Annotated in this window: 12 protein-coding genes; 7 read left to right on the top strand and 5 right to left on the bottom strand. The window is 35.5% G+C overall.

Features of this window, described 5'->3' with window-relative positions; all coding sequences use genetic code 11:
• Window positions 1-11: 11 nt before the first annotated feature.
• Window positions 12-953 (top strand): hypothetical protein, encoded by a 942-nt coding sequence (locus RMN97_RS11980; RefSeq protein ID WP_309614756.1) that lies wholly within the window; start codon window positions 12-14, stop codon window positions 951-953.
• Here RMN97_RS11980 and RMN97_RS11975 read toward each other — a convergent pair whose 3' ends face one another.
• The 3 genes from RMN97_RS11975 to RMN97_RS11965 all read right to left on the bottom strand — a co-directional run bounded on the left by RMN97_RS11975 (window position 954) and on the right by RMN97_RS11965 (window position 6,488).
• Window positions 954-2,246 carry a TCR/Tet family MFS transporter gene (locus RMN97_RS11975; RefSeq protein ID WP_309614825.1) on the bottom strand — a complete coding sequence of 431 codons (1,293 nt, stop codon included), beginning with the start codon at window positions 2,244-2,246 and terminating at the stop codon, window positions 954-956. It abuts the gene before it with no gap.
• Window positions 2,247-2,305: 59 nt separating this feature from the next.
• Window positions 2,306-3,532: a 2-oxoglutarate dehydrogenase complex dihydrolipoyllysine-residue succinyltransferase gene (gene odhB, locus RMN97_RS11970; RefSeq protein ID WP_309614755.1), complete on the bottom strand. Its 1,227-nt coding sequence runs from the start codon at window positions 3,530-3,532 to the stop codon at window positions 2,306-2,308.
• 184 nt (window positions 3,533-3,716) lie between these two features.
• Window positions 3,717-6,488, bottom strand: coding sequence for a 2-oxoglutarate dehydrogenase E1 component (locus RMN97_RS11965; protein ID WP_309614754.1), 2,772 nt, complete (start codon window positions 6,486-6,488; stop codon window positions 3,717-3,719).
• Window positions 6,489-6,603: 115 nt separating this feature from the next.
• Here RMN97_RS11965 and RMN97_RS11960 point away from each other — a divergent pair, with 115 nt between their 5' ends.
• A complete protein-coding gene (locus tag RMN97_RS11960) occupies window positions 6,604-7,152 on the top strand; it encodes a hypothetical protein (protein ID WP_309614753.1) in 549 nt (182 codons plus the stop codon).
• 107 nt (window positions 7,153-7,259) lie between these two features.
• Window positions 7,260-7,403: a hypothetical protein gene (locus RMN97_RS11955; RefSeq protein ID WP_309614752.1), complete on the top strand. Its 144-nt coding sequence runs from the start codon at window positions 7,260-7,262 to the stop codon at window positions 7,401-7,403.
• Window positions 7,404-7,771: 368 nt separating this feature from the next.
• Here RMN97_RS11955 and RMN97_RS11950 read toward each other — a convergent pair whose 3' ends face one another.
• Entirely contained in the window at window positions 7,772-8,122 is a 351-nt protein-coding gene (locus RMN97_RS11950) for a hypothetical protein (RefSeq protein WP_309614751.1), read from the bottom strand.
• 81 nt (window positions 8,123-8,203) lie between these two features.
• On the bottom strand, window positions 8,204-9,178 hold the full coding sequence (locus RMN97_RS11945; RefSeq protein WP_309614750.1) for a polyprenyl synthetase family protein: 975 nt from the start codon (window positions 9,176-9,178) through the stop codon (window positions 8,204-8,206).
• A 137-nt stretch (window positions 9,179-9,315) separates the two neighbouring features.
• On the opposite strand from RMN97_RS11945, the gene RMN97_RS11940 reads away from it, so the two are divergent.
• The 4 genes from RMN97_RS11940 to RMN97_RS11925 form a co-directional block, all read left to right on the top strand.
• Window positions 9,316-9,915, top strand: coding sequence for a TetR/AcrR family transcriptional regulator (locus RMN97_RS11940; protein WP_309614749.1), 600 nt, complete (start codon window positions 9,316-9,318; stop codon window positions 9,913-9,915).
• Between the two features lie 11 nt (window positions 9,916-9,926).
• Window positions 9,927-11,273, top strand: a complete 1,347-nt coding sequence (locus tag RMN97_RS11935; RefSeq protein ID WP_309614748.1) for a TolC family protein — start codon at window positions 9,927-9,929, stop codon at window positions 11,271-11,273.
• Between the two features lie 10 nt (window positions 11,274-11,283).
• A complete protein-coding gene (locus RMN97_RS11930; RefSeq protein ID WP_309614747.1) occupies window positions 11,284-12,423 on the top strand; it encodes an efflux RND transporter periplasmic adaptor subunit in 1,140 nt (379 codons plus the stop codon).
• A 22-nt stretch (window positions 12,424-12,445) separates the two neighbouring features.
• Window positions 12,446-14,182 (top strand): efflux RND transporter permease subunit (locus tag RMN97_RS11925; RefSeq protein ID WP_309614746.1); only part of this gene is annotated, 1,737 nt, incomplete at its 3' end.

The raw sequence follows: 14,182 nt of genomic DNA, 5'->3' as shown, positions 1-14,182 counted from the left end.
AACCAGACATTATGAAATCAAAGATTCAGAAATCAGCAATCCTTTTATTCCTATCCTCTTTTTTAATTATTTCCTGCAGTGATACTGAGAACAAAATAGTAGTTATTGGCAATACCATTACAGCCCCATTAAAAAACTTATTTAATCAAAACACTTCAGACCTAATCCAAACCTTTCACATGAACGCTGCGGATAATGCCATCACAATTACATCATCTCAGGGTGTTAAGTTAGAAATTACACGATCGTGTTTAAGAAAAAACAACTTGAATGTTACTGGCATTGTGGATATTGAATTTATTGAAATCTTTGATAAGGGAACGATGTTAGTGACCAATAAACCTACGTTAGGAATGGTTGGCACTGAAAAACATTTATTGACTTCGGGTGGAGAGTTTTATATTAATGCTACTCAAGGAGGAGAGCAATTAACATTAGCATGCAGCCTGTTTTTAAATGTCCCTACTTCAATCACAGGAGGAACGGATAATAATATGACTGGTTTTTTAGGTAATGAAGATGCTAATGGCAATATTATCTGGGATACTTCGACAAGTAATGAATTTTGGGCTTCAAGTTTAAGTGCCGGAGCCGCTGAAACCTACAACACATTTGTTAGTAAATTTGGCTGGTTTAATTGTGATAAATTCATATCCTTTCCTAATGGCAGTACTAAGATAACCGCTTATGTTCCTCAGGAATATGGCAATGGTAAAAGCTTGATATTTCTAGCGGCAAAGAATTTTCCAAATTCACTTGGTCAAACATCAGGGACTTATCCAATAGGTTTAGAATGCAGCTTAATTTTTGTGGCTGAAAATAATGGAAGCATCAGATATGCCATCAAACAGAATATAATACTCACAGCAAATCATCAAGTTACTTTTGAATCTTCAGAAATGGCAACGGCAACAACCGCAGAAATGGTAACGATAATTAATGCATTGCAATAATTATATCTCATTTTCATTACTAAAGTCATCAACAGGTTTGATGACTTTTTTGTTTGAATGTAATGTGTAAAAAGCAATAATAGTACTCAATAACATCAAAAAACTTCCCAAAATAAAAGGTGCTCCAGCCAATTGAAATGGTGCTTCTTTGTGTGTGAAAAAGTAAAATGTATTGGTCATCATTGGCGGTCCAATAATAGCCGATGCACTCATCAAACTTGCTAAGGTTCCCTGAATTTCTCCTTGCTCATTTGCCGGAACTTTTGCAGAAATTGTTGCTTGTAGTGCCGGACCAGCAATTCCCCCTAAGCAATACGGAATTAAAAACACAAACATCATCCAGCTTTCTGTAGCAAATGCAAAGAGCAACATTCCGACTGTATATAAACCCAAACCAATATAAATACTTTTTTGGTTTCCCAATCGAGGACTTGTCCAACGAATTAATCCGCCTTGCACAATTCCGACTAAAAGTCCAACTACGCCAAGTGAAATTCCGACCATTTTTTCATCCCATTTGAAACGGTACATCGTGAAAAAACTCCAGTTGCTATGAACAGCGTGCGAGCCAACATATAAAAGGAAAATGGCTAAAATCAAACCCATTAAAGACGGATACTTTTTTAGATTTATAAACGCCGTAATTGGATTGGCACGCTTCCATTCGAATTCTCTTCTGTCCTTTTTAGCTAAGGATTCGGGTAAAATAAAATAGCCATACAAGAAATTCAGCATACACAAAATAGCTGCTGCATAAAACGGAACTCTCGAGCCAAACTGTCCTAACAAGCCTCCAATAACTGGCCCAATTATAAAGCCCAATCCAAACGCCGCACCAATCATTCCGAAGTTTTTCGCTCTGTTTTCGGACGTACTTACATCAGCAATATAGGCTGAAGCCGTAGTTATGCTGGCTCCTGTTAAACCTGCAATAATTCTTCCTATAAATAACCAAATGATGGTTGGTGAAAAAGCCAATAAAAGATAATCCAATGCAAAGGCAAAAAGCGAAATCAGAATAATTGGTCTTCTCCCATACTTATCACTCAAGTTACCAATTAATGGTGCGCAAACAAACTGTGTAATCGCATACGCAAAAGTCAACCAACCTCCATATTTTGCAGCTTCACTAATATCGCCATGAATCAGTTCAGCTATTAACTTTGGGATTACCGGAATAATTATTCCCCAACCCGTAATATCGATAAGCATCGTGATAAAAATAAATCCAATGGCTGCTTCTTTTTGATTTTTTTTCATAGCATAAAAGTGATAAACAAATAAACGAAAAATCCCGCTTCAAAAACGAAACGGGATTTTTATTTCTTAGACCTGACAGGTCTAACTATTCTCTAAAGTTCCAATGCTTTCTTAACATTGTTATCCATTAATAATTCTTCTGGTTTTTCTAATGCTTCTTTCACAGCCACCAAGAAACCAACTGATTCACGACCATCAATAATTCTGTGGTCATAGGATAAAGCTACAAACATTACTGGTGCGATAACGATTTGGCCATTTTTTACAATCGCTCTTTCTACCACATTGTGCATTCCAAGAATTCCTGATTGTGGAGGATTGATAATTGGTGTAGATAACATACTTCCGAAAACGCCTCCATTTGAAATGGTAAATGTTCCGCCAGTCATTTCATCAACCGTGATTTGACCGTCACGGGCACGAATAGCCAAACGCTTGATTTCAGCTTCAACACCGCGGAAAGATAAAGTCTCTGCGCTTCTCATTACCGGAACCATTAATCCTTTTGGACCGGAAACGGCTACTGAAATATCACAAAAATTGTATGAGATTTTCTCTTGACCATCAATCATTGAGTTTACATCCGGATATAATTGTAAAGCACGAGTAACTGCTTTTGTAAAGAACGACATAAAGCCTAATCCTAATCCGTGTTTGGCTTTGAAATCTTCTTTGTATTGTTCTCTTAAAGCGTAAATGGCAGTCATATCTACTTCGTTGAACGTAGTCAACATTGCGGTTTCGTTTTTTGCAGCAACCAATCTTTCAGCTACTTTACGACGCAACATCGATAATTTTGTTCTTTCCGAACCACGGTTTCCACCTGTTGGTGTTCCCATTGATGGTACAGCGTTTACAGCATCATCTTTGGTAATTCTTCCGTCTCTTCCTGTTCCAACTACATCTGAAGGTTGGATGCTTTTTTCGTCTAATATTTTTTTGGCAGCAGGCGATGGTGCTTGGGCAGCATATGTTTTAGCAGCAACAGGAGCCGCTTTTACTTCTTCTTTCTTTGGAGCCTCAGCTTTTGGCACTTCAACTTTTACTTCTTCTTTAGCTGGAGCAGAACCACTTGGTTTGGCTGCACTGGTATCAATTAAACAAACTACAGAACCAACAGCAACGGCATCGCCTTCTTCTGCTTTGAGTGTGATAATTCCACTTGCTTCAGCTGGTAATTCCAACGTAGCTTTGTCTGAATCAACTTCAGCTATTGCTTGGTCTTTTTCTACATAATCGCCGTCTTTTACTAACCAAGTTGCAATTTCAACTTCTTTAATCGATTCTCCCGGTGATGGGACTTTCATTTCTAAAATCATTTTTTTAATATTTTAAATTATGAATTTTAAATTTTAAATGTGTGTATTTCTACTATGTTCTAGCCCCGATGGAAGCAAGTATCCTTTTTTGTTAGAAAAATGCCTCTCGACTTCGCTCGAGGTGACAAAAAAGATACTGCAAACAGCGGGAAATAGCTCCTGATTGCTTCTTTCCTCGCAATGACTATCTAAATAAATTTTTATCAAATACCATTCTGATAGCATCCGCATGACGTCTTCTATCTCTGGTATGACTTCCTGCGGCCGGCGCTGAATACGCTTTAAGCGAAGCTAATCTCCATTTTACTAAATCGAAATTCATCAGCATATAGCTGTAAGCTCCCATATTCTTTGGTTCTTCCTGTGCCCAAACAAAATCGTCTGCATTTGGATAACTTGCAATAATTGCTTTCAACTGCTCTACAGGCAACGGAAATAATTGCTCGATACGAACCAAAGCTACATCATTTCTGCCTAAATTTTCTCTTTCAGCAAGAATATCGTAATAGAATTTACCGGTGCAGAAAACTACCGATTTTACTATTTTCTTGTCAACTGATTTGTCATCAATTGTTTCCTGGAAACTGCCTTTGTACAATTCCTCACGAGTAGAAACACAAAGCGGATGACGTAACAAACTTTTAGGCGTAAACACAACTAGCGGTTTACGGAATTTTGTTTTCATCTGTCTTCTTAACAAGTGGAAGAAATTCGCCGGCGTCGTACAATCAGCCACATACATATTGTGACGAGCACAAAGTTGTAAATATCTTTCCATACGAGCTGAAGAGTGCTCTGCACCTTGTCCTTCGTAACCATGTGGTAACAAAAGAACGATACCGTTTTGGTTGTTCCATTTGTCTTCGCCACACGAAATATATTGGTCAATCATGATTTGAGCGCCATTGGAGAAATCGCCAAATTGTGCTTCCCAAATCGTCAATGCGTTTGGATTTGTTAAAGCGTAGCCATAATCAAATCCCAAAACACCATATTCTGAAAGCAAAGAATTAAAAATATTGAATTTTCCTTTTTTGCCTTTAACCAAATCCAACAGCACCACTTCTTCTTCGCTGTCTTCTACTTTTACAACGGCGTGACGATGAGAAAATGTTCCTCTTTCAACGTCTTGTCCTGACACACGAACATCATAACCTTCGGTCAATAAGGAACCGTAAGCTAAAGTTTCAGCTGTTCCCCAATCGATGACATCATTGTCATACATGGTTTTTCTATCGGTAACAATTTTTGAAATTTTGCTGATGAATTTTTTATCCGATGGCAATGTCGAAACCGAAACAATGATTTCATCTAATTTCTTTTTATCGAAAGTGGTATCCACTTTTTTCAGCATTTCATCATCAGAAACCTGAACATAGCCTTTCCATTCGTCTTGCAAAAATGGCTTGATAATAGTCAAATCTTTTTTGCGGGATGCTTGCAGATTTTCATCAAGATTGTCTTTGTATTCGTTTTCAATTTTGGTCAGATACGCCGCATCAACAATTCCGGCAGCAATTAATTTTTCTGCATAAATATCTCTTGGATTTTGATGCTTAGCAATGATTTTGTATAAAACCGGTTGGGTAAAACGTGGCTCATCGCCTTCGTTGTGACCATATTTTCTGTAGCCTAACAAATCGATAAATACATCGCGTCCAAACTGCATTCTGAAATCCAAAGCAAAAAGCATCGCGTGAACAACCGCTTCGGCATCGTCCGAATTCACGTGAAGCACCGGTGACAAAGTCACTTTGGCTACATCCGTACAATATGTTGACGAACGCGCATCTAAATAATTAGTCGTAAATCCAACTTGGTTGTTGATAACGATATGAATTGTTCCACCTGTTTTGTAACCGTCAAGTTGCGCCATTTGCACAATTTCGTATACAATTCCTTGTCCGGCAACTGCGGCATCACCGTGAACAGCAATTGGTAATACTTTTGAGAAATCGTCCGAGTAATATTTGTCTTGTTTGGCACGGGTAATTCCTTCAATTACGGCTCCAACCGTTTCTAAGTGTGAAGGATTTGGCGCCAAATTGATATTGATTTTTTTGCCTGTTTTCGTAATTTTTTCAGAAGTTAAACCCAAATGGTATTTTACATCACCATCAAAATATTCTTTATCATAATCTTTTCCATCAAATTCTGAAAAAATATCTTGTGTTGGTTTGTGAAAAATATTGGCAAGGATATTTAATCTTCCTCGGTGTGCCATTCCCATTACGAATTGCTCCACGCCTCTTTCAGCAGCTGCTTCAATCAAAGCATCTAATGCCGGAATAATGCTTTCGCCACCTTCAAGCGAGAACCGTTTTTGACCTACATATTTCGTGTGCAAAAAGTTCTCAAAAGAAACCGCTTCATTCAATTTTCCTAAAATGTGTTTCTTTTGGTCGTTATCAAAATTTGGTTGATTGTCGTTGACGTTTATTCTGTCTTGAATCCATTGAATAATTAATGGATTTCTCATGTACATATATTCGATACCAATGTGTTGGCAATAAACGATTTTCAAATGATTCAGGATTTCCTGAAGCGTAGATGGCTTGTGTCCCAAAATTTTGGCGGCATCAAAAACCGTATTCAAATCGGCAGATGACAAACCGAAATTTTCTATATCTAAAGTTGGTGAAGAAGTTCTTCGGGTACGAACCGGATTTGTTTCTGTAAAAAGATGTCCACGAGTTCTATAACCGTCTATTAATTTCAGAACATTAAACTCTTTTTGAAGTTTGTCTGAAACCTGCCCGTTTTGAGGAACATTTGCAGCATAATTGGCCAATTCAATTACGACATTTTCTTCATTAAAAGTGGTCATTCCAAAGTCAAAACCTTGAAAAAAGGCTCTCCAACTCGGCTCAACGCTATCTGGGTTTTGAAGGTATTGTTCGTATAAATCGGCGAAAAATTCGGTATGTGCTGCGTTTAAAAAGGAAAACCTATCCATAAAATATAATTGAATGTCCTAATCTATATAATAGTTTGGCAAAAGTACGATAATTGCATAAAATTATTAATTATTTTAAATACTTTTATCTTTTAAAATTTAATCGAAAAAATTCATGAACTACTTTAAATTAATCGATTGCAGTAAAACCATTTTTCTATTTGTTTTTTTAACATTTACTTGCACATTTTATGCGCAGCAAAAACCATTGCCAAAAGCTAAAACTGGGGATTTTTGGGAACATGTTCAATTTGGCGGCGGTTTTGGCGCCTCTTTTGGTAACGATTACACAGATATTACTGTTGCGCCAAGCGCCATTTATAATTTTAATGACCATTTTGCTTTTGGAACCGGATTGCAATACAGTAATTTGAAACAAAAACATTATTACTCTTCCAATGTTTACGGTGGAAGTTTGATGGGACTATACAATCCAATTGAGGAAATTCAGTTTTCACTGGAGTTAGCAGAAGTAAGTGTCAATAACAAGTACATGGATTTAGGCGGAAATTACAGCCGCAGTTTTTGGAATACCGGTTTGTTTTTTGGCGGAGGTTATCAGGAAGGTGGCGTTACTATTGGTGCTCGTCTCAACTTACTTTTTGACAAAAAAGAAGACATTTACGGTAGTGCATTTATGCCATTTGTGAGAGTGTTTTTTTAAAACTTGCTCCTATACCAAATTTCCTTTGCTATTTTTTTATTAACAAACCTTTTTTGAAGAAAATCAATAAAATTGTTTTGTTATATTTGTAATTCAAATTTTTAGCTATGAGCATTTTAACTAGAAAAAATGAATTGATTGAATGGATTTCTTCTGTTGAAGACGTTTTGTTATTAGACGAAATTGAAAAGTTTAAACGCTATAAAACTTTTGATTTTGATTCGGAATTTAAAAAAAGGTATCAAAAGTAAAGAACTTAAAGAAGAAACTACACAATATATCAAGTCGTTACCTTGGAAAAATTCAGAATAATATATCAACAAGAAGTTGAACAGTATTTGAATAACTTGATGACCATTCTTTTCGAAAAAGACTATTTTATTTATCTTGAAATGCTATCGATTACAAAGACAAAATTATCGATTTTGTTGATCAAAACATTGCCGTTTTTCCTCATAAACACACCCCTAAACATCTTATCCATTTAGGCTCAAAATATATCTTTTACACGAGTAACAAAAGAACTACTTGGTATATTTTCTTTGAGAGTAAAGGCAACAAGTATTTGATTACTTATATTACTAACAATCACGTTAAAATTGCAAAATGGCTTTGAAGGCTAAAACCGATTTCTAAACCAAACTTTCATCCATTCTCGTTTTAAAATAAGAAAAGAAACTTGTTCTGAAAGCTCTACCAAATCGGAACCATCTAATTGTTTTACTGTTTCTTCAGGAACATCAATGATGTACAGCAGGTTTAAATATTCCGCAAATTTGTATTGAATCAAGCGATAAATTTTTTCGTGGATCTGTACTTTAAGTTCATGCGGAGTGGTGCTTTGTGGAAAATCAACCGCTTCGTTGGCAAGGTTGAAATCCTTATTGATTTGTTCAATCAATTTGGAATACAAGTTTTCCTTTTCGGCTTCCGAAAGTAAATGGTCGGTATTGGATGGTGCAACAAACAAATTGGTATAAGATTTAAGATTAACGATTTTTGAATATAAGATTGAAAACTGAATACTAGAAACTGAACAGTGAACACTTTTTTAAACGTTTCTACTCATTAATTTTTCGCCAAAAGCTTTCAGAACTACTTTTTTGTCATTGCCAATATTCATCTTCTCTAAAGTTTCAAATGCTTTAAAAGTGTAATGTTGAATGGCATTTTGCGTGGCTTCTGACGCTCCGGTTTGATTAAAAATTTCCTTTACTGAATTAATTTTATCCGAATTATCGCTCGGTTGAATGGAGAATAAATGCCGTAACTGTTCTTTCTCATTTGGAGATGCAAATTCAATGGCTTTCAAATACAAATACGTTTTTTTGTTTTCGATGATATCGCCACCAACTTGCTTTCCGAAGGTTTCCGGATTTCCAAAAGCATCTAAATAGTCATCCTGCAACTGGAACGCAATTCCTAAATTCAGACCAAAATCATAAATAGCATTTGCATTTTCTGCAGAAGTTTGGGCGACAATAGCTCCCATTTTCATAGAAGCACCGACTAAAACTGCGGTTTTGCATTTAATCATTTTCAGATATTCTGCAATCGTAACATCATCACGCGTTTCAAAATCAACATCGTATTGCTGCCCTTCGCAAACTTCTAAAGCTGTTTTGCTAAATAGCTTGGCTAATTCCCTGAAAATTGTTGGTTCATATCCTTCAAAATATTGATAGGCTAAAATCAGCATGGCGTCGCCCGAAAGAATTCCGGTATTGATATTCCATTTTTCGTGCACGGTTTCATTTCCTCTTCGTAAAGGTGCGTCATCCATTATGTCATCATGAATTAAAGAAAAATTATGAAAAACCTCAACCGCTGTTGCTGCGTCCAATGCTTTTTTGGAATCAACATCAAAAACTTCGGCACTCATTAAAGTAAGAACCGGTCGCAATCTTTTTCCGCCAAGCGAAAGAATATACTGAATAGGCTCGTAAAGATTTTTTGGTTCTTTCTTTAGAACTAACGATTTAAAATGTGCTGTTACTATGTCCTGATAATGCGATATCGCGTGCATAAATTTTTTTTGCTAAAGTAATTCAAATAATGCTTTTGTCAAATATTAATCAAATGTTAAAAAAATGTAAAAACTTTGGAAACTATTTTTGTGTTAAAAGTTTCCATTATATCTTTGCGCCACATTTTAAGATGATAATGGAAAATAAAATTATAGAAAAAGCAACAGAAATGTATCTAACACTTGGCTTCAAAAGTGTTACGATGGATGATATTGCATCAGAAATGGGAATTTCAAAAAAGACGATATATCATCATTTTGAAAACAAAAATGATTTAGTAGAAGCGGTAACCTTATATCTTTTTGAAACTATTTCATGTGGAATTGACGAAATAATGACATTAAATAAAAATCCAATTGAAGAACTTTTTGTGATCAAGGATTTTGTAATGAAAAATTTGAAAAACGAAAGCACTTCGCCTATTTACCAATTGCAAAAATATTATCCTCAAATTCACAAAACATTAATGTCACGTCAATTTGAAAAAATGGGAGATTGTGTAATAGAAAATCTCAAAAAAGGTATTGAACAAGGATTGTTTAGAAATGAAATTAATCTTGAATTAATTGGTCGTTTCTATTTTGCTGGAATGACAAGCATTAAAGATGCCGAGCTTTTTAATCCAATTCAATTTAGCATCAAAGATGTACAAGAAACCTATTTAGAATATCATTTACGTGGCATTTGTACTTCGAAAGGCGTCGAAATTTTAGAACAATTAATTAAAAATAATTAATAATCATCAATATGAAAAACAAAATATTACTAACTCTTTTCCTAATTACAGGCCTTTTGCAGGCACAGGACAAGGCTCAAAACTATTCTTTTAGTTTACAACAAGCCATAGACCATGCACTACAAAATAACTATTCAGCCATCAATGCCAACAGAGATATTGCTTCGGCCAAACAGAAAAAATGGGAAACCACAGCTGCAGGATTACCCCAAATTAGTGGCAGTGCTAATTACTTAAATAATTTCGATTTTACCCTACAAGGGATTTCGGGAAATGCTTTCAATCCTGCTGGTAGTCCTGATGATATTACTCTGGTAGCCTTTGGAACAAAACAATCTATGAATTCTAGTTTAACTTTGAGTCAATTACTTTTTGACGGTTCCTATATTGTAGCACTTCAGGCTTCTAAAGCATATTTGAAATACTTTGAAAATGCGAAGCAAAAAACGAATATCGAAATCAAGGAAATGGTCATCAATGCGTATGGTAACGTTTTGTTGGCCGAAGAAAGTGTGGCTATTCTCGAAAAAAACAAAGCTACGCTATCAAAAACTTTAGGCGATACACAAGAAACGTTTAAAAACGGTTTGATTGAAGAAGAAAATGTTGAGCAGTTACAAATTACACTATCATCAATTGAAAGCAATTTGAATAATACCAAAAGATTACAAGATATTGCAATGAAAATGCTAAAGTTCACTTTGGGAATAGACATCAACGACGATTTAAAGCTGACAGATAAATTAGATACACTTTCGGTATCCAATTTGGATTTGGCGTTTAGTCAAGGAGAATTTGTGGTGACCAACAACATCTATTATCAAATGGCGACTAACTTTACTGAGCAACGTTCGTTAGAATTGAAGTTGGAAAAAAGCAAAGCCTTGCCTTCTCTAGGTGCTGCGTTCAACTTCGGTTACAATTCATTTGCCAATAATTTTTCTTTTGCCGATAAAGACCAAAAATGGAATAAATTTTCAAATCTTGGAGTGAGTTTACGTGTGCCGATTTTTAGCAGCTTTGGAAGACATGCCAAAACACAACAAGCTAAAATTGCTTTAGATCAGGCAAAAACACAACTTACTCAAACCGAGCAGCAATTAAAATTGGAATATGAAAAAGCGAAAAGCGAGTATGACTTCAGCATTGAAGAATATGCTACGTCTAAAAATAATCTTAGCCTAGCCGAGCGTATCGAAAGAAAGCAACAAATAAAATTTACTGAAGGCTTATCCTCAAGTTTTGATTTCAGTGAAGCACAAAGACAATTGTATACAGCCCAACAATACTATTTACAATCGATGGTGAATATTATTAATAAAAAAGCTGCGCTAGAAAAAATAATAAACAAAAACTAATCAAATACAAATGAAGAAATTACTATACTTATCCGCATTATCAATCGTTCTTCTTTCATGCTCAAATGCATCGAAAACAGAAAATATTGACGATTTAATTAACGCTAAAAACGTAAAAGCATTAAACGAAAAGAAAACAGCTCTTCAGGCTGATATTGCCAAAATCGAAGGCGCATTAGCCACTTTGGATGTTAAAAAAGAAGAAGCGTTGGTTGCTGTTTTAACTGTAAAAGACACTGTTTTCAATCACTATCTTGACATTCAGGGAAATGTTGACACTAAAGAAAATATTTTGGTGCAACCTGAATTCAGCGGAACATTGACTTCGCTTACCGTTAAAGCTGGTGACCGCGTTTCGAAAGGGCAAATTCTTGGCAGAGTTGATGACGCCGGAATGAGTTCACAATTGGCAAGTACACAAAATCAATATAGTTTAGCCAAAACGACTTTCGAAAGACAAAAAAATCTTTGGGATAAAAAAATTGGTTCTGAAATTCAATATTTACAAGCACAAACGCAGATGGTTTCTGCTCAAAAAGCGGTTGCTCAAATAAATGCCCAATTATCAAAAACGGTTATTCGTGCTCCGTTTTCAGGAACAATCGATGAAGTCTTTGTAGAAAAAGGTCAAGTTGTAGCGCCAAGTGTTACCGGTTTGTTGCGTATTGTAAATCTTGGAAACATGTATGTTTCTACTTCAATTCCTGAAACCTACATCGGGAAATTGAAACTTGGCGATTTGGTTGATGTTTATTTAACTTCACTTGGAAAAACCTATAAGGGAAAAGTACGTCAAGTTGGAAACTTTATCAATCCAAATAACAGAACTTTTGGTATCGAAGTTAGCGTTCCAAATCCTGATAATTTATTGCGTCCAAACCAAGTGGCTAAACTAAAAATCACGGATTATACTAGTAAAGATGCCATAGTTGTTCCAACAGGTGTAATTCAGGAAGACGGAAAAGGCGACCAATATGTTTACATTGTTGAAGGAAGTAATGGAAAAACCGGAATTGCTAAAAAAGTGGTGGTTACTGTTGGTAAATCATCTGATAACGTTACCGAAATTTTAAGCGGTTTGTCGGCAAACGACATCATAGTAACTGAAGGGGTGAATACAATTTCTGAAGGAATGAAGTTGAATTTCTAATATCTAATATCTAACATTATATATGTCACATCAAAATAAAGAATTCAGTATATCAAGTTGGGCTGTTGACAATCGTGTCACAGTTTATATTTTGACCCTTTTAATCGTAATAACAGGTGTAATTGCCTACACAACGATGCCGCGTGAGGATTTCCCGGAAATCATCGAAAATAAAGTATATGTCTCGTCTGTTTTCCCAGGAAATTCAGCCGAAGATGTGGAGAAACTTATTGTAAAGCCACTCGAAAAAGAAATCAAAAATATCAGTGGTGTTGAAAAAGTAACGGCAAGTTCATTTCAGGATTACGGAATGATTATAGTCGAGTTTGCTGATAAAATCGGAATTGAAGAAGCTAAAGTCAAAATTAAAGACAAAGTTGATCTTGTCAAAGCCGATACGGATTGGCCAAATTTGGATAACGGAAGCAAGGTAGAGCCAAGTGTTTTTGAATTGAACATTTCGGAAGAAGTGCCGATTTTGAATATCAATATGCAAGGGAATTATACCACACAACAGTTGAAAGACTATGGTAAAAAACTCCAAGATGATATTGAAGAAATTCCAGAAGTTAAGCAAGTAGATATTCTGGGTGTTGATGATAAAGAGGTAGAAATTGCTGTTGATATTTTCAAAATGACCGCTGCACAGGTTTCATTTGACGACATTCAAAACGCTGTGAAATATGAAAACATGACACTTTCGGGTGGAAATTTGATTTCGCAAGGTTCCAGAAATAACATCCGAATTGTAGGTGAAATCAAAGATCCAAAAGAACTCGAGAACATTGTTGTAAAACATTTCAATGGAATCGTTTACTTAAAAGATATCGCTACCGTTTCTTTCAAAGAAAAAGAAAAAACGACTTATGCCCGTGAAAAAGGAACCGAAGTGGTGATGCTTAATGTGAAAAAACGTTCAGGACAAAATATGATTTCTGCAATTGAACAAGTGAAAGAAAAACTCAAATTAGCTGAAGAAAATTATTTGCCAAAAGATTTAAAATTAAAGTTGACTAACGACCAATCTTCGCGTGTAGAACACCAAGTTGATGAATTGTCAAATCATATTATTTTCGGAATTGTACTGGTAATGATAGTGTTGATGTTCACGATGGGATTGCGAAACTCCTTGTTCGTTGGCGCGGCAATTCCACTGTCGATGATGATGGCGTTTACGATTCTGTCTGCTTTTGGTTTAACGTTAAACACGATGGTTTTATTCGGATTGGTAATGGGATTAGGAATGCTGGTTGACGACGGAATTGTAGTTGTCGATAACGTTTTTGCCAATATGAAAAAAGGAATGCCTAGAATTCAGGCATCTAAAATTGGTATTGGTGAAATTGCCTGGCCGGTTATTTCTTCTACTGCAACAACTTTGATGGCATTTTTACCATTTGCACTTTGGCCTGGAACAATGGGTAAATTCATGAAGTATTTCCCAATTACATTAACGATAACATTAAGTGCTTCTTTATTTGTAGCGATGGTTGTAAATGCTGCCATGACTGGTGGTTCAATGGATATCGAAGATAAAAATGTTACTAAAAAATCGGCCAAAACCTATTCAATAATTTTTACTGTTGTTGCTGTAATCTTTGTCCTTCTTGGAAATATCTATGATTCGAAATTTGCAAGAGCTATTGGTCACATCTCCATTATTTCTCTTGGATTAATGTGGTTGTATAAAATAAAATTATACCAATGGACACAAGATTTCCAACATGGTTTCTTTCCAAAAATGGAGAAAAAATACCAA

Source organism: Flavobacterium sp. (genome assembly GCF_031381455.1).
Taxonomy (GTDB): domain Bacteria; phylum Bacteroidota; class Bacteroidia; order Flavobacteriales; family Flavobacteriaceae; genus Flavobacterium.
The sequence above is the reverse complement of the archived record's forward strand: the minus strand, read 5'-3'. Positions and strand labels throughout refer to the sequence as shown.